A 20,933-nucleotide genomic window follows, 5' to 3' on the forward strand; every position below is an offset into this window, starting at 1 on the left:
AATTCTCTTTCCAATTCCCGAGCAGCGGCTCTTTCCCGAGTATCACAGGGGATTTAAGATAAGTTATTATGAGAGCGAGACCTCTGGAAATGATCGGATCGTCAGCAGAAATTCGAAATCACGCATGAAGTATCGTCTTGCCGTTCTCTCCATTTCTCTCATCGGTGCAGTGTTGATTATGAGCTCGTTCGTCAGCCGCTCTGCCTTGGGGCTGGTCGTTAGAGCTTGTGAGATCAACTCCACCCTGACAGGATCGCCATATCCGTGCCTCAAGATAGTGGAGTCGCCGGATCCGCTGTCGTCCTACGTTGTCCTTCGCGAACCGGCTGACAAGGAGCGAACCATTCTTGCGCCCCTCGCCGACGTCCCCGGTATCGAGGACCCTCGCCTTCTGACCGCAGGAGCGCCGAACTACTTTGAGGAAGCGTGGAAAGAGTTATCGGCAATCGATCCGCGTGCAGCGAAGGCTTCGAGACAGAATTTTGCACTGGCGATAAACGCCGCCAGCTGGCGCACGCAAGATCGGCTTCACATTCATATGGGGTGCGAGACACCTCGCTTCAGGGCGCTCTTGAAGGCTCACGTGACGGAGATTGAAAGCGGCCGGTTTACGGACTTGAAGACCCGAGCTGGCTGGTGGGCAAGTTTCCACATGGCCGATGACCTCTCGAATTTGAACCCGCTGCAGCTCGTCGCGGATGGCATTGATGGCGCCCGTTCAAATATGGAAAACGTAGTGGTCGGCGTCTTTGGCGCCGTATTGCCTGACGGGCAGCATGGTTTCTATGTTCTGGCGAGAATAAACAAAGCACACAAATCCCGCGGGTCCGCGGAGGATATGATCGATCCTAAGTGCCGGCTCTGATGCATGTCGCGCAGAAGTTCGCGCATCGGCCGAACTCGTTCACAGCCTACGGTCCGATTTCGTAAGATCACTGGCAAACGCTGACCGTCCGTCTTTAGGAGCAGATCAAGACCAGCGCTCGCAAAAGGCCTCAATGTCGCTTGTCTGAAAATCGGCAAGCCGCGCCATGATGGTTTCGAAAGGCCAATCCCACCAAGCGATGGACGCAAGCCTCTCTGCGATGGTTCGCGTAAACCGCTCTCGAATAAATTTCGCGGGAATACCGCCGACAATCGTATAGGGTTCGACGTCTTTGGTGACGACAGCGCCTGCTGCAAGCACGGCACCGTCTCCAACCTTTACGCCCGGCAGAACGATCACGCCGTGACCGATCCAGACATCGTTGCCAATGACAGCGCGATCCTGCTTGCGCCGATCGAAAAACGCATGATCCCGTACGGCGTCCGCCGAGTAATATTCCGGACAATAGGTGAAGCGATGCATGGACGGGCGGTCCATCGGGTGATTGGGAGCGCCGATTCTGACTTCTGCCGCAATGGCGCAGAATTTTCCAATCGTTGAATCACCGACGATGCAGCGCGGCCCGAGATAGGAGAAATCCCCAAGTTCGACCGTGTGCAGAGACGTGTCTTCCAAAATCTCGCAGCACATGCCGACGCGCGAATCTCTTATATTCGCCGTCGGGTGGATAACGGTTTCCGCGATTTTGGGGCGATTTGGCTGTGCGGTCGAGTGCATTGACGGTCTCCGGATTTTAGCCTGCCTAGCCGGGGACGATGAAAGATATGTGACGCAGGACTGCCGAAAGACCGAGCGAGATGTCCGTGGCAGATCGTCGCCGATATCTGCTCCATGGACAGCCGCGAGATCAGCCGTTGCCGGCCAGCAAGCGTTTGGCGGCCGCTCTCGCCTCTTCGGTCACAGAAGCGCCAGCAAGCATGCGGGCGATTTCCTCGGTGCGATCCTTCGGCTCCATGGTAGCAACGCGCGTGGAAATCTTTTCCGAGCCGTCCGCAACCGGCCCCTTGGAAATCAGGAGATGCGTTGCGGCGCGAGCGGCGACCTGCGGTGCATGAGTGACCGACAGCACCTGCACGCGATCGGACAGACGCTTTAGCCGCTGGCCGATCGCATCCGCTACCGCACCGCCGACGCCGGTGTCAATTTCATCGAATACGAGGGTCGGCGCCGAGCCGCGATCGGCGAGCGCAACCTTCAATGCCAAGAGAAAGCGCGACAGCTCGCCTCCGGAAGCAACCTTGGTGATCGGGCCTGGACGCGTACCGGGGTTGGTCTGAACGTGGAATTCGACGACATCGATGCCATCGGCCGTTCCGGCTTCGGGATCACTTGATATCTCCACCATGAAACGCGCACGCTCGAGCTTCAGGGCCGGCAATTCGGCCATGACGGCCGAGGCAAGCGCCTCGCCTGCGTGCCGGCGCTTCTCCGACAGGCTGCGCGCTGCAACGTCAAAATCCGCCTTGGCGGAGGAAAGCTCGGCAGCAAGACGCGCTAGCCGCTCTTCACCGGCATCAAGATCGGCGAGATCCGAAATCATGCGCGCGGCCAGGGCCGGCAATTCCATTACCGGCACGGAGTATTTACGCGAGGCGCCTCGCAACGCGAAGAGACGCTCTTCGACCCGCTCAAGCTCGCGCGGATCGTATTCCGTCTTACGCAGCGCGGCTTCAACCTCCATCTGCGCGTTGGAAAGCTGATCGAGAGCGGCGTCCAGCAATGCGAGGGTATCTTCCAGAAGGCCCGGCGCCTCATGACTCTTGCGCTCCAGCCGGCGCACCAGCGAGGCGATATGCGGCACGGGCGATGCATTGCCGTTGAGAAATTCCGAAGCCTCGGCAATATCGCCGGCAATGCGCTCGGCCTTCATCATCCGCGAGCGCGTCTCGGCAAGCTCGTCCTCCTCGCCATCTTGCGGCGAGAGCTTTCCCAGTTCCTCGACAGAGGCGCGAAGATAGTCGGCCTCGCGGGCAGCCCGCTCCACCTGCTCTCTGTGCTTCCTTAACGTGCGATCGGTATCGCGCCAGATCTTGTAAAGCCTGCCGACTTCCTGTGCCTCATCAGCGAGGCCAGCGAAAGCATCGAGCAAGATGCGGTGCGCATCCGTGTCGACGAGTGCGCGGTCATCGTGCTGACCATGAATTTCGACGAGAAGCTGCCCGATCTGGCGCATGAGCTGAACGCTGAGGGCCTGATCGTTGACAAAGGCTTTGGTGCGGCCATCGGCGGATTGAACGCGGCGGAAAATCAAATCGCCGTCATCATCGATGCCGTTTTCGCGCAGGAGCTTGCGGGCCGGATGCTGCGTGCCGACATCGAATACAGCGGTGACCTGGCCGCGCTCTTCGCCATGGCGCACTAGCCCGCCATCGCCACGCCCGCCCAGGGCCAGCGACAGGCTGTCAAGCAGGATGGATTTGCCCGCACCCGTCTCGCCGGTCAAAACCGAAAGCCCGGACTCGAAGGCAAGATCCAGCCGCTCGATCAAAACGATATCGCGGATCGAAAGCTGGATCAGCATCTGCGCTCAATCTCACGTCCCAAGAAGAAGTTTCTTGCCCGCCCTGGAAATCCAGGAGCCCGAATTTTCGCTCGGCTCAACGCCACCCTTCTGCAGCAGCTGATAGGAATCCTTATACCAGCGGCTGTCCGGATAGTTGTGACCGAGAACCGCGGCGGCTGTCTGGGCTTCCGGAACAATACCCATTGCATAATAGGCTTCGACGAGTCGCGCCAGCGCTTCTTCGATCTGGTTCGTCGTCGGATACTGCTCCACCACCACACGGAAGCGGGAAATAGCAGCCAGATAATCCTTGCGCTCGAGATAATAACGGCCGACCTGCATTTCCTTGCCAGCAAGCTGGTCCTTGGCAAAGCGGATCTTTTCCTGAGCGTCGCTGACATATTGCGACTTCGGATAGGTGTTGACGAGCTTGGTCATCGCCTCGATCGTCTGCTGTGCAGCACGCTGGTCCTGCGTCACGTCCACGATCTGCTTGGCATAGGACGAGCCGACCAGATATTGCACGTAGTCGGCATCTTCCGAGCCGGGATATTGCTTGAGATAGGTATTGCCGGTCTGCACCGCGTCGTCATACCGGCCTGTGCGGTATTTCACGAAGGTGCTCATCACCAATGCCTTGCGCGCCCATTCGGAGAAAGGCTGCTGCTGATTGATGGCATCGAACTTCTTGCCGGCCTCCGTCATGTTGCCAGCTTTGATGTTGGCAAGGCCCTGATTGTAGAGCATCTCCGGCGGATCGGTCTCGACACCAAGCTTGGTGATGTCGATATCCTTCTTCGTGTTACACCCTGTCACCACCGCACCGGTACCGGCCAGAAGGAACGATACGAGCAAAGCCCGTGCTGTGATATTCATGCGTTCAGACCTTGCAAAACCCATCGGATGACTGTCCCATAACCGTCGTTGCGGAGACGGCGTTCTCTCTCGCTGGCGTTTCTAGCCGCAAAAACACCATCAGGGCAACGCATTGATGGTGCATTAACGCATTTTTGTGGCAAAGACCGCATATCCGCAGCCTTTAATGCCTGTTTTAACAGGGAATTCTCATATCGGCCCGCGCACGCTGTCCGTCTTGCGAAGGCCGACGGTAAACCGCCTGATTCGCCTGTCAAAAAAAGAGCCGCCCCTTATCGGAGCGGCAGCTTTTCTTATTCAAATTCCGCAGCGTTACGCCGACCAGGGAGCGAACTCTGGCGCATTAACCGGCACGAATTCGCGGCTGTGAGCGCGCTGGCGCGGAGCCGAAGTTTCGACGACCTCATAGGCGCTGGCATCGCTGAGCAATGCCTTCAGGGCATTCGCGTTCATGCGATGGCCGCCACGGTAAGAGCGGTAGCAGCCGATGAATTGTGCGCCAGCCAGCGCCAGATCGCCGACGGCGTCCAGCGTCTTGTGACGAACGAATTCGTCCTTGGCGTAGCGCAGGCCCTCGACGTTGATAACAGTATTGTCATCGGAAATGACGACTGAGTTTTCGAGCGACGAACCCAGCGCATGACCCGATGCCCAGAGGCGTTCGACATCGCGCATGAAGCCGAAGGTACGGGCGCGCGATAGTTCCGTCTTGAAGGTTTCGGCCGTCAGATCGCCCTGCCACTTCTGGCGGCCGATCAGCGGGCATTCGAAATCGATCTCAACTTCGAAGCGCGTGCCGTCATAGGGACGGAACTCGCACCAGGAACCGCCAGCTTCAATCCGCACCGGCTTGATGACGCGGATGTAGCGACGCTTGACACCGAGCGAGACGATACCCGCCTGCTCGATGGCCTCGATGAAAGGATAGGAACTGCCGTCCATGATCGGCATCTCCGCGCCGGACACCTCGACGACGACGTTATCGAGGCCGATCGCATAGATCGCCGCCATGACGTGCTCGACCGTCGCGACGGAGCGCGCCGGGGAAAAACCGAGAACCGTGCAGAGATCCGTATTGCCGACTTGGGAGGAAACGGCGCGAAGTTCGGTCACATCGCCATTGTCGTGCAGGCGCTGGAAAACGACACCGGTGCCGGCTTCGGCGGGATAGAAAGTGATCGACACATTGGCACCGGAATGAACGCCAATACCGGAAAGTGTCACAGGGTTTGCAATGGTGGTCTGAAAACCAAGCAATCCAATTGCCATGTAATTCTGCCTTCGTCTGTCTGATCCAGGCTGGGCGGTCATCTTCGGACGCTTACCCTTTATTGCCGGTTCAGTCTGTTAACTATGCCACGCACCTCACATACATTCGTCTCCGAATGTGATTCAGCGGGCTTGCTTGATATCTACATACGCGTCGAGACACCGCATTCCAAATCACTGTTTCTTTCGTTTTGTTACGAAAGCAGCCAATTGAATTCATTGGATAATTTTAAATAAGACAATGGTTATAAAATAAGAAAATCCGGAGCCTTTCGGCCCCGGATTTCTTCAATATGGTTAGCAACCTATTAAAGGGCTGCCCTGTTGCGAGTCAGTTCGACTGCCGGCGCAGGAAGGCCGGAATCTCGAGCTGATCGTCCTCATGGCTTGCCATGCGCGCCTGCGGGACCGGGCGGCCATGATCGTCAAGATTGCCGCGACGCGGAGCGTAGAGGCTTGCTTCCTGCGACGGAGCACGACGCTGCTGCGGAGCGGCATTGTTCGTCGAAGCCATCATGTCGTCGAAAGCCGGATCTTCTTCGCGGCGGCCGAGCGAATTGGTGATTCGCTTCAGCAGCCCCATCGGGCCGCGCTCTTCGGTCGCCTGGGCGGCGGCCGGCTGGGCACGATGTTCCATTTCAGCCTTAACGACCGGCGGGAAATCCTCGACCTTCGGCATGCGGACCTGCTCGGGAGCCTGACGGATGACCGGCTGCTGATGCATGATCGGCGCCTGCGGCTGTGGCTGAACCGGGGCCTGACGGACCGGCTGAGGCTCCGGAGCGGCTGCGAAGATGCGGCTCTGCGGACGGAAGTTATCTTCCGGCGCTGCGGCCTGCTGCATGACCGGCTGCTGCGGCGCCTGAGCCTGCCGGCTCATCTGGAATTCCAATTCGCGCTCCAGATCGGCTTCTGCCGCACGAATGGTCTGAGCGACCGGATCCACGGTACGAGGAGCCGGAGCGGCGGCCTGTGCGGTTTGGGCCTGCGAGACGTGGGCAGGCTGAACTGCGGCCGCTGCCGGAGCGGCGGCCGCGGAAGGACGCATAGCAGGCTTTGCGGCCGGGCGGAATTCCATGCCCCTGTCGGAAGCCTCGTTCATCGCGCGATCGATGCCGGTTGCGACGACAGAAACGCGGATGATGCCTTCAAGCGATTCGTCGAAGGTGGCGCCGAGGATGATGTTGGCGTCGGGATCGACTTCTTCGCGGATGCGGGTTGCGGCTTCGTCGACTTCGAACAAGGTGAGATCGCGACCGCCCGTGATCGAGATCAGCAGGCCCTGTGCGCCCTTCATCGAGGTTTCGTCGAGCAGCGGGTTGGCAATCGCAGCTTCAGCAGCCTGCATTGCACGGCCCTGGCCAGAAGCCTCGCCGGTACCCATCATGGCGCGACCCATTTCGCGCATGACCGAACGGACGTCGGCGAAGTCGAGGTTGATGAGACCTTCCTTCACCATCAGGTCGGTGATGCAAGCGACGCCCGAATAGAGAACTTGGTCGGCCATCGAGAACGCGTCGGCGAAAGTCGTCTTGTCGTTGGCGATGCGAAACAGATTCTGGTTCGGAATGACGATCAGCGTGTCGACCGACTTCTGCAGTTCCTGGATGCCCTGCTCGGCGAGACGCATGCGGCGGCCGCCTTCGAAGTGGAACGGCTTGGTGACGACGCCAACGGTCAGGATGCCCTTGTTGCGAGCGGCCTGTGCGACAACGGGAGCGGCACCCGTGCCCGTACCGCCGCCCATGCCGGCGGTGACGAAGCACATATGCGTGCCGTTCAGGTGATCGATGATTTCATCGATGCATTCTTCCGCAGCTGCACGGCCGACTTCCGGCTGCGAGCCTGCGCCGAGACCTTCCGTGACATTGACGCCGAGCTGGATGATCCGCTCCGCCTTCGTCATGGTCAGTGCCTGAGCATCCGTGTTGGCGACGACGAAATCGACGCCCTGCAAGCCTGCCGTGATCATGTTATTGACGGCATTGCCGCCACCGCCACCAACACCGAACACGGTGATTCGCGGCTTAAGCTCGGTGATATCTGGCTTATGCAGCTTGATAGTCATTGTACCCGTTCCTTCTCTTTATGGCCGCATCGCCACGCCGGCCAATTCACTCGATTTCACTTGCCTGACGCTTGCCCCGGAATGGATTTCCGGGATCAGGCACTCAAAAACTCTCTTTCAGCCATTGGCCGACGCGGCCGATCCGGCTGTTATTGCCTCCAAACGACGAGAGCAGACCGCTGCTCGGCGCATGTGTTTCCATGTCTGCGACCTGCGGATAGATCATCAGACCGACCGCGGTCGAAAAAGCCGGACCCTTGGCTGCCGTCGGCAAACCAGACACGCCCATCGGACGACCGATGCGGACATTGCGGGCAAGAACACGGCGCGCCACATCGGGCAAACCGGTCAGCTGGCTCGCGCCGCCCGTCAGGACGACGCGCTTGCCGACGATCGGGCTGAAGCCCGAACGCTGGATGCGATCGCGAATGAGCTCGAGGGTTTCCTCGATGCGAGCCTTGACGATGCGCGACACCAGCGCCTTCGGCACCTGTGTCGGCTGGTCACGCTCGTCTTCGCCGATCGGCGGGATGGAAATCAGTTCACGCTCTTCCGAAGAATTCGCGAGCGCCGAAGCATGGACGACCTTCAAGCGCTCCGCATCCTCGATGCGGGTGGAAAGGCCGCGAGCAAGATCGGTGGTGACATGATGGCCGCCAAGGCTGACGGCATCGGTGTGCACCAGCTTGCCCTCGGCAAAAACCGAAATCGTCGTCGTGCCGCCGCCCATGTCGATCGCAGCGCAGCCGAGTTCGACTTCATCGTCGACGAGGGCTGCAAGACCGCTGGCGTAAGGTGTTGCCACCATGCCTTCGACCGAGAGATGCGCGCGATTGATGCAGAGCTCGAGGTTGCGAAGCGCCGCGCGCTCGGCTGTCACCACATGCATGTCGACGCCAAGAGCGTCGCCGAACATGGCCAGCGGATCGCGAATGCCGCGCTCGCCGTCAAGGGAATAGCCCGTCGCCAACGAATGCAGCACGGCGCGCTCCTGGCGGATCGACTGCTGGCAGGCTGCAGCCAGAACCTTCTTGAGATCGTTGGCTTCGACTTCCTGACCGCCGAGATCGATGGTCGCGGTGTAGATATCGCTGCCGAGACGGCCAGCCGAAACATTGACGATCAGGCTGTCAACCGTGAGGCCGGCCATGCGCTCGGCGGCATCGACGGCAAGCCGGACGACACCTTCCAAGGCGTCGAGATCGGCGATCACACCGGTCTTGATGCCGCGTGAGCGCTGATGGCCGATACCGATGATCTCGATATTGTGCGTGCGGTTCGGGAGAACCTGGCTCTCCTCGCGCGGCGTCAGGCGACCGATCATGCAAACGACCTTCGTCGAGCCGATGTCGAGGACCGAGACGATATGCGACCGCTTCGAAGAGAGCGGCTTCAACCGAGGCAGGCCGAAATGGGACGAACCAAATAAGCTCATGTATCCTGACCTGCTTTCTTCAAAGCCTTGTTTCTTGCATCGACTGCGGCCTGGCGACGAACTGCGGCATCCGGAGTTAATTCAATGGCGGTACGGTCATCGATCCGGAGATCGACGGCAGCGATATCGCGCTGCAAAAGATTTTGATCCTTGTCGAGCTTGGTCAGCCGCGCCAGCGCGCCATCGATATCGTCTTCCGGCAATTTGATGATCACGCCGTTGTCCAGATAGAGATCCCAGCGGCGACCGGCGACACGCACGAAAGCCTTCACATGGCTGCGAATTTCGGGCCACTTCGCAAACTGGTCGTCGATGGAGGCGGCTGCGGTTTCGGCATCACGACCGACGAAGAGCGGCAGCTTTGCAAACTTGTTGTCGCGCAGCGGCGCAATCACGCTGCCATCCTTCTCGATCAGCGAAAGCTCCGAACCGTGCTGCCAGATGGCATAGGCCTTGCGCTCCTTGAGCTTCACTTCGACGGCCTTCGGATAGACCTTACGAACCTCGACGTCCTGAACCCACGGCAGATTCGCAATCTTCAGGCGGGCCGCATCGGCATTGAGAGCGACGAGCGAGGTCGTACCATCAAGACCGAGCAGCTGCAGGATCTCGATTTCGGAGGTCTCGTCGTTGCCGGAGACCTTCACATCTTCGATAGCAAAACCGGCAGCGGAGGTCGTCGCTTCGGCGACAGCCTGAGTGTGACCGCCAACGGACATGCCATAAAGGCCAGTCGCCGCGAGGAGAACGAGGGTCGAGACAGTTCCCGTGTGAGCGGGGATGTTAATGCGACCCGAACCGAGACTGACCAGGAAGCGAACGGCGCGACGCAGCGGACGCGGAAGGACGAACGCATCCTCAACCTCGTCGATGGCGAGCGGGACGCGATGACGGGACCGCCTCATATTTTTGACCGTCAGCGCAAACACGACGCGTCCTCCACCATCCACCGGAGAAATTCACCAAAAGAGTAGCCGGCATGAGCGGCCATTTCAGGCACCAGGGAGGTAGGAGTCATGCCGGGCTGGGTGTTGATCTCCAACCAGACAAGTTCGCCCTCTTCGGAAAAGCGATCGTCAAAACGGAAGTCAGATCGACTAACGCCGCGGCAGCCGATAGCTTCATGCGCCCTTAACGATAATGTTTGTATCTTTTGGTAAAGATTCGGTGAAATTTCCGCCGGCAAGACATGTTTTGACCCACCCTTGGCATACTTGGCGTCATAATCATAGAAGCTGTGGCCGAGCGGCACGATTTCAGTCACGCCGAGAACCTTGCCGTCCATGACGCCGCAGGTCAGTTCGCGCCCGTAAATATAACGCTCGACCAGAACCTCATCGCCATAACGCCATTCGGCAGAAGTAACAATCTGCGGCGGATGCGCCTGATCTTCCTTGACGATAACGACACCGAAGCTCGAACCTTCGCGCACAGGCTTGACGACATAGGGTGGCTTCATCGGGTGTTCGCCAACAATGGCGAAACGATCCATGACGATCGAACTGGCGACCGGGACACCCGCAGCAGCGGCGACAGTCTTCGCGCGCGACTTATCCATCGCAAGCGCTGAGGCAAGCACGCCGGAATGCGTATAGGGAATCTGCAGATATTCCAGAATGCCCTGGATGGTACCGTCTTCACCGAAAGGGCCATGCAATGCATTGAAAACCACATCGGGCTTCAACTCAGTTAACCGACTGGCAACGTCATGATCGACATCGACACGGGTAACCTGAAAGCCTTCCGCTTCAAGGGCATCGGCGCATGCCTTTCCTGAGGAAAGGCTGACCGGCCTCTCCGAGGAAAATCCGCCCAAAAGGACAGCCACATGCTTGCCACCCATCAATACCCCCGACTCCACGGTCTCTAACTGCGTTTGCAGGGCCTCGCCTAACCGCGATTCTCGCCCCGCTTTCAATAGGTCGATTAGAACGACATTAAGGTTAATGAAGCGTTTACTTTCGTTAACTTTCCGCCGTCCTGGCGATGGCCGAATGGTTCGAATCAAACCGACTTAAAGAATTCTGCCATTGGAATCATGGAGTTGCTACTTTTGAAATCGCTACATTTAGATTTTTTTAAACCATGAGCCCCGCATCGAGGGATCGATGCGGGGCTCAAGGCTTTTAAATGAGGCTGAAATCACTCGCTGTCGTCGACCAGCTTCCAGACGAGTCCGCCCAACGCTCCGCCGACGATGGGCGCGACCCAAAACAGCCAAAGCTGCTGCAGAGCCCAACCGCCGACGAATATGGCCTGCCCCGTCGAGCGGGCCGGATTGACCGACGTATTGGTGATCGGAATCGAGATCAGATGGATTAGCGTCAGCGCCAAGCCGATGGCGATCGGCGCGAAGCCGGCCGGCACCTTGCTGCTCGTCGAACCCAGAATCACGACCAGGAAGAACAGCGTCAGCACGATCTCGGCAACCAATGCCGACACCATGGAATAGCCGCCGGGAGAATGTTCCCCATAGCCGTTCGCCGCAAAGCCACCGAGCTGGAAATCGGCCTTGCCGCTTGCGATCAGATAGAGCACGGCCGCCGCGACAACGGCGCCGATGACCTGCGCTATAATATAGGGAACGAGCTGCCCGCCGGGAAAGCGGCCAGCCACCGTCAGGCCGACCGAAACGGCCGGATTGAAGTGCCCTCCTGATATGCCGCCGACGGCAAAAGCCATGGTCAGCACAGTCAGACCGAAAGCAAAGGCAACGCCTAGAAAACCAATACCGAGGCTCGGAAAGGCTGCTGCGAAGATCGCACTACCGCAGCCGCCGAAAACGAGCCAAAACGTCCCAAGAAACTCAGCGATGAGTTTTTTCTGCATGAAACCCTTCTCCTCAGCCCGCAATCCAAGCGAGAATCGGCCATTGGTGAAAAAGATTCCGGTAAGGACTCGCCGGAGCACGCCTCTCCAATAACAAACGCCCGACTGATTGCTCACGAATCAACAATTACGTCAAAATAGTAGCACGCAACCGCTGATTTCTTGCGCAGTTAACGTTTGCGTTGAACAAAAATTACGCTAAGGACAATTTTTATCCGCTAAGCGCGCCTTAGCATCCTCTGAAATGGTGGGAACATGACTGACGCGATATCTCCTTTATCGCCGACCCCCTCGTCATCGAACAATGCTGTTGCGAATTCCCCGGCACGTGTTCTGATCGCGAGCCTCATCGGCACAACGATCGAATTTTTCGATTTCTATGTTTATGCAACGGCGGCGGTTATCGTCTTCCCGAAGCTGTTTTTCCCGGCAAGCGACCCGACGTCCGCCACCCTGCAGTCCTTCGCGACCTTTTCCATCGCCTTCTTCGCGCGCCCGATCGGCGCGATGATCTTCGGCCATTTCGGCGATCGAATCGGCCGCAAGGCGACACTGGTCGCGGCTCTGATGACCATGGGCCTCTCAACCGTCGTGATCGGTATGCTGCCGACTTATGAGTCGATTGGTGTTCTCGCACCGATTCTGCTGGCGCTTTGCCGCCTCGGTCAGGGCCTTGGCCTTGGCGGCGAATGGGGCGGCGCCGTCTTGCTCGCGACGGAAAATGCACCTGAGGGCAAGCGCAGCTGGTATGCCATGTTCCCGCAGCTCGGCGCACCGATCGGCTTCATCCTTTCGGCAGGTCTATTCCTGATTCTGCGCGAAACCATGGCCGATACGGATTTCCTCAACTATGGCTGGCGCGTCCCCTTCCTGATCAGCATCCTGCTGGTGGCCGTCGGCCTTTACGTCCGCCTGAAGATCACCGAAACACCGGAGTTCCAGCGTGCCATCGAGAAGGAAGAGCGCGTTTCCGTTCCGATCGCGGTCATCTTCCGTTCGCACTTCCGCAGCCTGATCCTCGGCACCATCATCGCGGTGGCGACCTTCGTGCTGTTCTATCTGATGACGGCATTCACACTGAGCTGGGGCACCCGCCCACCAGGCAACGGTCCGCTTCCGGCCGGCCTCGGCTACTCGCAGGGCCAGTTCCTGGTCGTTCAGCTCGTCGGCGTCGTCTTCTTTGGCCTGATGATCCCGGTCTCTGGCCTCCTGTCCGACCGCTATTCCCGCCGCCTCGTCCTCATCCTGACGACGATCGGCATCCTCATCTTCGGCCTGTTCTACTCGTCGCTGCTGACGGCTGGCCTTGCCGGTGCCTTCGCCTGCTCGATCATCGGTCTTGCCCTGATGGGCTTTACCTATGGCCCCATCGGCGCGGCTCTGGCGGCACCCTTCCCGACCACGGTGCGCTATACAGGCGCTTCGATGACCTTCAATCTCGGCGGGATCGTCGGTGCGTCCCTGGCACCCTACATTGCCACATCGCTCGCGACCAACTACGGCCTTGTCTATGTCGGCTACTACCTCGCCGGCGCAGCAGTGCTCTCCCTGATCGGCATCCTGCTCTCGGGCAATGATGAAGTCTGAGAAAACAGGTATAACCAATTGAAAAGGCCGGGTGAAAACCCGGCCTTTTTGCTGAATCATTTTATGAAGACGGCACCAATTGCAGTCGGGACCTACTCGGTAGTCACACCCTGGAACGGGCGGACCTCCCGACCCGGCATGAAGTTTCCGAGGCGCTTGATTTCCCACTCCAGCTTGATGCCGGATTTTTCAAAAACCTCGCGGCGCACCTGCTCGCCGAGATATTCCAGATCGTAGCCCGTCGCCTGCTCCATGTTGATCATGAAGTTGCAATGCAGCGACGACATCTGCGCACCACCGATGACCAGGCCACGGCAGCCCGCCTCGTCGATCAGCTTCCAGGCGGAGAAACCATCCGGATTCTTGAAGGTTGAGCCGCCGGTCTTCTCGCGGATCGGCTGCACCGTTTCGCGATGAGCCCGCACGGCATCCATCTCGGTGCGGATCTTGGCGCGATCCTCCGGATATCCCTCGAAGAGGACATGGGTAAAGATCAGATCCTCAGACGCATCGGAATGGCGGTAGCTATAACCCATCTCGGCATTGGTCAGGACATGCTTGTTGCCCTTGCGGTCGACCGCGTGCACTTCGATGACGCGCTCACGGGTTTCGGCACCATTGGCGCCTGCATTCATCCGTGCAGCACCACCGATGCTCCCGGGAATACCGTAATAGAAATGGAAACCGCCGATGCTGTTATCCATCGCCATGGCTGCGACATGCTTGTCGGGGCAGATCGCACCGGCCAGAATGCGGTTCTCGCCGGCAAGCTCGACTGAACCGAAGCCCTTGGCCGAAAGCCTGAGGACGACACCCGGAATGCCGCCGTCACGCACCAATATGTTCGAACCGACGCCAACGACCGTCAGCGGCACGTCTTCCGGCAAGATCTTCAGGAACGCAACGAGATCGTCCGTATCATGCGGCTGGAACATCAGTTCAGCCAACCCGCCGGCACGGAACCACGTCACGCGATCCATCGGAGCGTCCGGCGTCAGCCGTCCCCTGATGTCCTTTACACCGTCGCCAAGCGACGTCAGAAGCTTTTCCCCATCTACTTGTTTCATGCGGACTTACCCGAGAGGCCTTCCAATTCCTTTGGCAATGATGCTGCCCAATATGTGATGCTACCAGCCCCCAACAGAACCACAAAATCCCCTGGCTGCGCAATCTCCGCAACCATGGCGGCAAGATCTTCCTGTGATTGCAGAAAGCGTGCATCGCGATGACCGCTGGCTTTGATACGCGAAACCAGCGTTTGCGAATCCACGCCCTCGATCGGCTCTTCGCCAGCGGCATAGACAGGAGCCAGGAAGATGCTGTCGGCATCGTTGAAGCAGGCTGCAAATTCCTCGAAGAGGCTCGAAAGGCGCGTATAGCGATGCGGCTGGTGGACGGCGATGATGCGGCCCTTGCAGGCTTCGCGCGCCGCCTTCAATACCGCCTTGATTTCGACGGGGTGATGGCCGTAATCGTCGAAGACCTTGACCCCGTTCCATTCGCCGGTCAGCGTGAAGCGGCGCTTGACGCCACCGAAGGATGCGAGCCCCTTGGCGATCGCTTCGCTGGAAATCCCCAGCCGGTTAGCAACAGCAACGGCAGCCGTCGCATTGGAAATATTGTGGCGGCCCGGCATCGGCATGACGAGATCCTTGATCTGGATCACCTTGCCGGTGCGGCGTCTGCGGATTTCGATATCGAACAGCGAACGCGTGCCATCGATCCGTACATTCGAGAAGCGCACGTCGGCCTGCGGGTTCTCACCATAGGTGATGACCTTGCGGTCCTCGATGCGGCCAACCAGCGACTGCACCTCCGGATGGTCGATGCACATGACGCCGAAACCGTAGAACGGCACATTCTCGACGAACTGCCGGAAGGCGGCACGGACAGCATCGAAATTGCCGTAATGGTCAAGATGTTCGGGATCGATATTGGTGACGACAGCGACATCGGCCGGCAGCTTCAGGAAGGTGCCGTCCGATTCATCGGCCTCGACCACCATCCACTCACCCTCGCCCATGCGCGCATTGGTGCCGTAGGCATTGATGATGCCGCCGTTAATGACTGTAGGATCAAGACCACCGGCCTCCAAAAGCGTCGCCACCAGCGACGTCGTCGTGGTCTTGCCATGCGTGCCACCGATGGCGATGGCGTTGCGGAAGCGCATCAGCTCCGCGAGCATTTCGGCACGGCGCACGACCGGCAGCAGCTTTTCACGCGCAGCCACGAGCTCCGGATTGCTCTTCTTGATGGCCGTGGAGACAACGACGACTTCGGCATCGCCGAGGTTCTCAGCCTTGTGGCCGATATGGACCGGAATGCCCTTATCGCGCAGACGCTGCACGTTGGCGCTTTCCGATTGATCGGAACCCTGTACGCGATGGCCGAGGTTATGCAGAACCTCGGCGATACCGCTCATTCCGATGCCACCAATACCGATAAAATGCACAAGGCCGATTGCCTTCGGCAGCTTCATGCGCCTGCCCCCTTGAATTGCTGAATTGAACGTCCCGCGGCAATAGCCTCAACCATGTCGGCAAGCAAGTTTGCCGCATCCGGTTTGCCCGCCTGCTTGGCTGATGCCGCCATCTTTGCAAGCTTTTCCGGCATGGTCATGGCACCGCGCAGGATGGTGGAAAGTTTCTCCGGCGTCAGTTCCGACTGCGCGATGACCTTGACGCCGCCGGTTGCCGCGAGTGCAGCCGCATTGGCTGCCTGGTCGTGATCGAGCGCATGCGGATAGGGAACCAGGATCGCCGGGCGCCCGATGACGGCAAGCTCCGAAACCGTGGAGGCGCCGGAGCGGCAGAGAACCAGATGCGCAGCACCGATGCGCTCCGCCATGTCGTTGAAGAACGGCGCGACATCGGCGCCCATCTCAAGCTTTCTCGTGCAGCTATTGACCGTCTCCATATCCTCAGGGCGCACCTGCTGCGTGATCCGCAGGCGCTTGCGCAGCGGCTCCTCAAGCAGGCTGATAGCTGTCGGCACGGCCTTCGAGAAATATTGTGCGCCCTGGCTGCCGCCGAACACGACGAGGTTAAACGGATCTTCCGGACCAGATGGCACATACGGACGCTTGGCCGCCTCGATGACGGCCGGACGCACGGGATTGCCCGTGGTCACCGTCTTCTCGGCAAACGCGCCGTTTTCCGTGAGGAAGCCGCCGGCAATCGCACGCACGCGCGTCGCCAGCATCTTGTTGGCGCGGCCCATGACCGCATTCTGTTCATGCAGCATGGATGGTACGCCCATACGCGTCGCCGCGAGAAGCGGCGGAACCGTCGGATAGCCACCGAAGCCGACGACGCAGACGGGCTTAATGCGCTGGATCAGCTTGCGCGCTGCGCGCATGCCGGTCCACAGCGTCCAGAGTGCTTGCGCGACCTTAACGGGGTTCTTCGAACCGATCGTTGCCGAGGGCACGACGTGGATCTCGTCGGCCGGGAATTTGCCGGCATAGCGTTCGGCACGGCTGTCGGTGACGAGGTGCACGGAATAGCCGCGCTCTTTCAGCTTATAGGCCAGCGCTTCGGCCGGAAATACGTGGCGCCGGTACCGCCGGCGGCAAGAAGGACAATGCCTTTACTCATAATTTTCGCTCCCGCGAATACCCCACTACTCGGGGCATCTCCCTAATATAGGAAGCCGCACCGACCGCGTCATCGGCGCGGGCCAAGCCCCCCTCATAGACCGGTGCTTCGGGAAAAGCGACCGGAGAATGAGCGGCAGGCAGGAGATATGAGGAGCAGATGGCCGGTAGTCCCAAGACGCTCACTCCGCCGGCAAACCGTGCGTTACGCGGAACATTGTCCGATCCTGCGCACGCTTTTCCGGCCTATGACGCGTCAGCGCCAGAATGAAGCCCGCCGTCACGCAGATCGCGGTCATCGACGAACCGCCGTAAGAAATCAGCGGCAGCGTCATGCCCTTGGCCGGCAGAAGCTGCAGGTTCACGCCGATGTTGATGATCGACTGGATGCCGATCTGCAGTACCAGACCGGCGACGGCAAAACGGTTGAAATCGTTCTTCTCCTTGTAGGCATGCGACAGGCCGCGCAGCACGAGGAAGGCGAAGATCAGCACGAGCACCATGCAGAAGATGGCGCCGAACTCTTCAGCCGCGACCGAAAAGATGAAGTCGGTATGGGCGTCCGGAATGATGCGCTTGACGGTGCCCTCGCCCGGGCCGACGCCTAACCAGGTGCCATGAACGATCGCTTCCTTGGCGGTGTCAACCTGAAACGTATCGCCCTCGCCGGTCAGGAACTTGTTCACGCGCTGCGCGACGTGATCGAACACATAATAAGCGGTGACGAAACCGCCCGCGCCAAGACCGCCGAGCACGATGATCCACAGCCAAGGCATGCCGGCCATGAAGAACATGCCGCCCCAGACAGCGGTCGTCAGGATGGTCTGGCCAAGGTCGGGCTGGGCGACGAGCAAGGCGACGACGATGCCGAAAAGAATGATGGCGAAGAGATTGCCGGGAATCTCCGGCTGGCGCGCATGTTCGGAAAACAGCCAGGCGCATACGACGACGAAAGCCGGCTTCATGAATTCCGAAGGCTGGATCGACAAGGCGGCGATATTGACCCAGCGCCGCGAGCCCTTGACCTCGATGCCGAAGAAGAGCGCAAAAAGCATCATCGCCAGTGACACGATCAGCAGAATGACTGCTGTTCGTCGCACCTGTCTGGGCGTCATGAAGGAAATGCCGATCATCGCCGCGATCGCCGGGACGAGAAACAAGGCGTGGCGCTTGACGAAGTGGAACGGCTCAAGCCCGATGCGCTCCGCCACCGCCGGCGAAGCCGCGAAGGACAGCATGAAGCCGATGCCGATCAAGAGGATGAAAAGGGCGAGAAACACGCGGTCGATGGTCCAGAACCATTCGGCCAAGGCCCCACGTTCAACGCGGCTTACCATATCATTTGCCTCCAGTTGCTGAACCGATCAGCATGGTGACGCCATCGATAGCAGCGACATGGCTGACGAAGGCGTCGCCCCTGACCTCGAAATTCTTATACTGATCGAAGCTTGCGCAGGCCGGTGACAGCATCACCGCCGCAGACTCACGTTCATCCCTGTCAGCGTCCGCGGCAGCATGTGCCACGGCGCGTTCCAGTGTGCCGGAAATTTCATAAGGCACCTGATCGCCGAGCGTCGCCGCAAAGGCGGGTGCCGCTTCACCGATCAGATAGGCCTTGGCGATACGCGGGAAGAGCGGCGCCAGACTGGTGATGCCACCCTCCTTCGGCAGGCCGCCGGCGATCCAGTAGATATTCTCATAGCTCGAAAGCGCAGGCGCGGCCGCATCCGCATTGGTCGCCTTGGAATCGTTGACGAAGACGACGCGCCCGCGCTTTCCAACGGGTTGCATGCGATGCTTGAGTCCTGGGAAGGATTTCAGACCAGCACGAATTTCCTCCGCGGAAACGCCGACAGAGAGGCAAGCGGCAATTGCAGCCGCCGCATTCTGTGCATTATGGCCGCCGCGCAGCGTTTGAATACCGTCGAGATCGGCGATCTCGTTTGCCGCACCATTCGATGCCCGCAGGACGCGGCTACCTTCAGCATAGAGGCCATCCGCCAATGCGTGCCGGCGCGAAATTCGTGTGACCTTGCCGCCGGCGCGCTCGATGCGGTCGGCGATCAGGGAGGAATGGCTGTCATCGACACCGACGACGGCGACGTCGCTGCCCGCGACAAGCCGCTCTTTGATGTCGGCATAATGCTGCATCGTGCCATGCCGATCGAGATGATCGGGTGTCAGGTTCAAGAGAATGCCCGCCGAAGGATTGAGCGTCGGCGCCAGATCGATCTGGTAGGAGGAGCATTCAACAACGTAGAAACGTCCGGCCTTGGGCGGATCGAGCGTCAGCACCGCCGTACCGATATTGCCGCCGAGCTGTGTGTCGCGGCCGCTTGATTGCAGGATATGAGCGATCAGCGCAGTCGTCGTCGATTTGCCATTCGTCCCGGTGATGGCGATGAAAGGGCAATCCGGCGCATGCGCCCGCCGCTCTCTGACGAAAAGCTCCACGTCGCCTATGATCTCGACGCCGGCTGCATGAGCGAGATCGACGGTCCAGTGTGGCTTTGGATGCGTCAGCGGCACGCCGGGCGACAAAACGAAGACCGACAGGCCGTTCCAGTCAATCGTTCTCAGATCGGCGACCGCTATCCCTTCGGCAACCGCCTTCGCCACGCTGTCCGGATTATCGTCCGAGGCCGTGACATCGGCGCCGCCTGCAACGAGAGCGCGCGCCGTGGCAAAGCCGGAGCCGCCGAGGCCGAAGAGAGCGACCTTCTTTCCGTTCAGCGTGGAGATAGGAATCATCGACGCCTCACCGCAGCTTCAGGGTGGAGAGGCCGATCATCGCCAGGATGACGGCGACGATCCAGAAACGCACGACGACCTGGCTTTCCGTCCAGCCCTTCTTCTCGAAGTGATGGTGGATGGGCGCCATCAGGAAGACGCGGCGCTTCGTCATCTTGAAGAAACCGACCTGGATGATGACGGAAAGCGCCTCGAGCACGAAGAGACCGCCGATGATCGCCATGACGATCTCGTGCTTGGTGGCGACGGCGACCGAGCCGATCATGCCGCCGAGTGCCAGCGAGCCAGTATCGCCCATGAAGATGGCCGCCGGCGGCGCATTGAACCAGAGGAAACCGAGGCCGGCGCCGATGACGGCACCAAGGACTACGGCCAACTCACCCGTTCCGGGCACGAAATTGATCGCCAGGTAATCGGCAAAGACGAAGTTGCCGGCGAGATAGGAGATGACGCCGAAGGACGCGGCTGCGATCATGACAGGCACGATAGCAAGCCCGTCGAGACCATCGGTCAGATTGACGGCATTCCCGGCGGCAACGATGACGAAGGCACCGAAAAACACGAAGAACATGCCAAGATTGAGCAACAGGCTCTTGAAGAAGGGGAAGGCGACCGACGAGCCGAAGGTAGAGCCGGCCGGACCGGAGGACAGCGCCGTCGTCATCATAAAATACACAGCAATCGCCGCGATGACGAATTCGATACCGAGGCGCGCGCGGCCGGAAAAGCCCTTGTCGCTCTGCTTGGTCACCTTGAGATAGTCGTCATAGAAGCCGATCGCGCCGAAACCGAGCGTCACGAGCAGGGTGGCAACGACATAAACGTTGGCAAGATCAGCCCAAAGCAGCGACGAGACGACGATGCCGGCCAAAATCATCAGCCCGCCCATCGTCGGAGTGCCGGCCTTCTTGAAATGCGTCTGCGGACCGTCGGCGCGGATCGGTTGCCCCTTGCCCTGACGCACCCGCAGCGAGGAAATGATTCGCGGCCCGAAGAGAAAAACGATCAACGCTGACGTGAACAGGGCACCGCCGGTACGAAACGTGATGTATCTGAACAGATTGAGGAATCTGAAGTGGGTACTGAAAAAATGAATATGGTCCGACAGTTCGGCAAGCCAGATCAGCATAAGAG

At 59.5% G+C, this 20,933-nt stretch carries 16 protein-coding genes and 1 pseudogene; 2 read left to right on the forward strand and 15 right to left on the reverse strand.

The window, feature by feature from the left end:
- Positions 1-124 precede the first annotated feature (124 nt).
- Positions 125-865 carry a CDP-diacylglycerol diphosphatase gene (locus tag ACK83U_RS09040; RefSeq protein WP_112334507.1) on the forward strand — a complete coding sequence of 247 codons (741 nt, stop codon included), beginning with the start codon at positions 125-127 and terminating at the stop codon, positions 863-865.
- Positions 866-970: 105 nt separating this feature from the next.
- Here ACK83U_RS09040 and ACK83U_RS09045 read toward each other — a convergent pair whose 3' ends face one another.
- From ACK83U_RS09045 to aqpZ, 9 genes are all read right to left on the reverse strand, one after another.
- On the reverse strand, positions 971-1,603 hold the full coding sequence (locus ACK83U_RS09045) for a DapH/DapD/GlmU-related protein (RefSeq protein WP_112334506.1): 633 nt from the start codon (positions 1,601-1,603) through the stop codon (positions 971-973).
- 130 nt (positions 1,604-1,733) lie between these two features.
- Positions 1,734-3,407 carry a DNA repair protein RecN gene (recN, locus tag ACK83U_RS09050; RefSeq protein ID WP_112605248.1) on the reverse strand — a complete coding sequence of 558 codons (1,674 nt, stop codon included), beginning with the start codon at positions 3,405-3,407 and terminating at the stop codon, positions 1,734-1,736.
- A gap of 12 nt (positions 3,408-3,419) precedes the next feature.
- Positions 3,420-4,289 (reverse strand): outer membrane protein assembly factor BamD, encoded by an 870-nt coding sequence (locus tag ACK83U_RS09055; RefSeq protein WP_183709668.1) that lies wholly within the window; start codon positions 4,287-4,289, stop codon positions 3,420-3,422.
- Positions 4,290-4,577: 288 nt separating this feature from the next.
- Positions 4,578-5,534, reverse strand: coding sequence for a UDP-3-O-acyl-N-acetylglucosamine deacetylase (lpxC, locus tag ACK83U_RS09060; RefSeq protein WP_112334501.1), 957 nt, complete (start codon positions 5,532-5,534; stop codon positions 4,578-4,580).
- 331 nt (positions 5,535-5,865) lie between these two features.
- Positions 5,866-7,602: a cell division protein FtsZ gene (gene ftsZ, locus ACK83U_RS09065; protein ID WP_112605245.1), complete on the reverse strand. Its 1,737-nt coding sequence runs from the start codon at positions 7,600-7,602 to the stop codon at positions 5,866-5,868.
- A 103-nt stretch (positions 7,603-7,705) separates the two neighbouring features.
- Positions 7,706-9,037, reverse strand: coding sequence for a cell division protein FtsA (gene ftsA / locus ACK83U_RS09070; RefSeq protein WP_069612528.1), 1,332 nt, complete (start codon positions 9,035-9,037; stop codon positions 7,706-7,708).
- Positions 9,034-9,966 carry a cell division protein FtsQ/DivIB gene (locus tag ACK83U_RS09075; protein ID WP_112605242.1) on the reverse strand — a complete coding sequence of 311 codons (933 nt, stop codon included), beginning with the start codon at positions 9,964-9,966 and terminating at the stop codon, positions 9,034-9,036. The genes ftsA and ACK83U_RS09075 overlap by 4 nt, the downstream gene beginning before the upstream one ends.
- Positions 9,954-10,880 (reverse strand): D-alanine--D-alanine ligase, encoded by a 927-nt coding sequence (locus tag ACK83U_RS09080; protein ID WP_112411687.1) that lies wholly within the window; start codon positions 10,878-10,880, stop codon positions 9,954-9,956. The genes ACK83U_RS09075 and ACK83U_RS09080 overlap by 13 nt, the downstream gene beginning before the upstream one ends.
- 299 nt (positions 10,881-11,179) lie before the next feature.
- A complete protein-coding gene (gene aqpZ / locus ACK83U_RS09085; protein ID WP_015340348.1) occupies positions 11,180-11,866 on the reverse strand; it encodes an aquaporin Z in 687 nt (228 codons plus the stop codon).
- Positions 11,867-12,121: 255 nt separating this feature from the next.
- Here aqpZ and ACK83U_RS09090 point away from each other — a divergent pair, with 255 nt between their 5' ends.
- Positions 12,122-13,453: an MFS transporter gene (locus ACK83U_RS09090; RefSeq protein ID WP_112605239.1), complete on the forward strand. Its 1,332-nt coding sequence runs from the start codon at positions 12,122-12,124 to the stop codon at positions 13,451-13,453.
- A 92-nt stretch (positions 13,454-13,545) separates the two neighbouring features.
- On the opposite strand, the gene murB is transcribed toward ACK83U_RS09090, so the two are convergent.
- From murB to mraY, 6 genes and pseudogenes are all read right to left on the reverse strand, one after another.
- Positions 13,546-14,520, reverse strand: coding sequence for a UDP-N-acetylmuramate dehydrogenase (gene murB, locus ACK83U_RS09095; RefSeq protein WP_112605236.1), 975 nt, complete (start codon positions 14,518-14,520; stop codon positions 13,546-13,548).
- Positions 14,517-15,932, reverse strand: a complete 1,416-nt coding sequence (gene murC, locus ACK83U_RS09100; RefSeq protein WP_112334491.1) for a UDP-N-acetylmuramate--L-alanine ligase — start codon at positions 15,930-15,932, stop codon at positions 14,517-14,519. The genes murB and murC overlap by 4 nt, the downstream gene beginning before the upstream one ends.
- Positions 15,929-17,049, reverse strand: a pseudogene (murG, locus tag ACK83U_RS09105) (undecaprenyldiphospho-muramoylpentapeptide beta-N-acetylglucosaminyltransferase). The gene murC and the pseudogene murG overlap by 4 nt, the downstream one beginning before the upstream one ends.
- A gap of 181 nt (positions 17,050-17,230) precedes the next feature.
- Complete coding sequence (ftsW, locus tag ACK83U_RS09110; RefSeq protein ID WP_112605233.1) at positions 17,231-18,385, reverse strand: putative lipid II flippase FtsW; 1,155 nt, start codon at positions 18,383-18,385, stop codon at positions 17,231-17,233.
- 1 nt (position 18,386) lies between these two features.
- Positions 18,387-19,799: a UDP-N-acetylmuramoyl-L-alanine--D-glutamate ligase gene (gene murD, locus ACK83U_RS09115; protein WP_112605230.1), complete on the reverse strand. Its 1,413-nt coding sequence runs from the start codon at positions 19,797-19,799 to the stop codon at positions 18,387-18,389.
- A gap of 7 nt (positions 19,800-19,806) precedes the next feature.
- On the reverse strand, positions 19,807-20,928 hold the full coding sequence (gene mraY / locus ACK83U_RS09120) for a phospho-N-acetylmuramoyl-pentapeptide-transferase (protein ID WP_112334486.1): 1,122 nt from the start codon (positions 20,926-20,928) through the stop codon (positions 19,807-19,809).
- Between the last annotated feature and the right edge of the window lie 5 nt (positions 20,929-20,933).

Origin of the sequence: Rhizobium sp. WW22, assembly GCF_047041135.1 — a bacterium.
Taxonomy (GTDB): domain Bacteria; phylum Pseudomonadota; class Alphaproteobacteria; order Rhizobiales; family Rhizobiaceae; genus Rhizobium.

Coding starts and splice junctions, on each gene's coding strand:
- ACK83U_RS09040 (WP_112334507.1), top strand. CDS start 125: ATGAAGTATCGTCTTGCCGTTCTCTCCATTTCTCTCATCGGTGCAGTG.
- ACK83U_RS09045 (WP_112334506.1), bottom strand. CDS start 1,603: ATGCACTCGACCGCACAGCCAAATCGCCCCAAAATCGCGGAAACCGTT.
- recN (WP_112605248.1), bottom strand. CDS start 3,407: ATGCTGATCCAGCTTTCGATCCGCGATATCGTTTTGATCGAGCGGCTG.
- ACK83U_RS09055 (WP_183709668.1), bottom strand. CDS start 4,289: ATGGGTTTTGCAAGGTCTGAACGCATGAATATCACAGCACGGGCTTTG.
- lpxC (WP_112334501.1), bottom strand. CDS start 5,534: ATGGCAATTGGATTGCTTGGTTTTCAGACCACCATTGCAAACCCTGTG.
- ftsZ (WP_112605245.1), bottom strand. CDS start 7,602: ATGACTATCAAGCTGCATAAGCCAGATATCACCGAGCTTAAGCCGCGA.
- ftsA (WP_069612528.1), bottom strand. CDS start 9,037: ATGAGCTTATTTGGTTCGTCCCATTTCGGCCTGCCTCGGTTGAAGCCG.
- ACK83U_RS09080 (WP_112411687.1), bottom strand. CDS start 10,880: ATGGGTGGCAAGCATGTGGCTGTCCTTTTGGGCGGATTTTCCTCGGAG.
- aqpZ (WP_015340348.1), bottom strand. CDS start 11,866: ATGCAGAAAAAACTCATCGCTGAGTTTCTTGGGACGTTTTGGCTCGTT.
- ACK83U_RS09090 (WP_112605239.1), top strand. CDS start 12,122: ATGACTGACGCGATATCTCCTTTATCGCCGACCCCCTCGTCATCGAAC.
- murB (WP_112605236.1), bottom strand. CDS start 14,520: ATGAAACAAGTAGATGGGGAAAAGCTTCTGACGTCGCTTGGCGACGGT.
- murC (WP_112334491.1), bottom strand. CDS start 15,932: ATGAAGCTGCCGAAGGCAATCGGCCTTGTGCATTTTATCGGTATTGGT.
- ftsW (WP_112605233.1), bottom strand. CDS start 18,385: ATGGTAAGCCGCGTTGAACGTGGGGCCTTGGCCGAATGGTTCTGGACC.
- murD (WP_112605230.1), bottom strand. CDS start 19,799: ATGATTCCTATCTCCACGCTGAACGGAAAGAAGGTCGCTCTCTTCGGC.
- mraY (WP_112334486.1), bottom strand. CDS start 20,928: ATGCTGATCTGGCTTGCCGAACTGTCGGACCATATTCATTTTTTCAGT.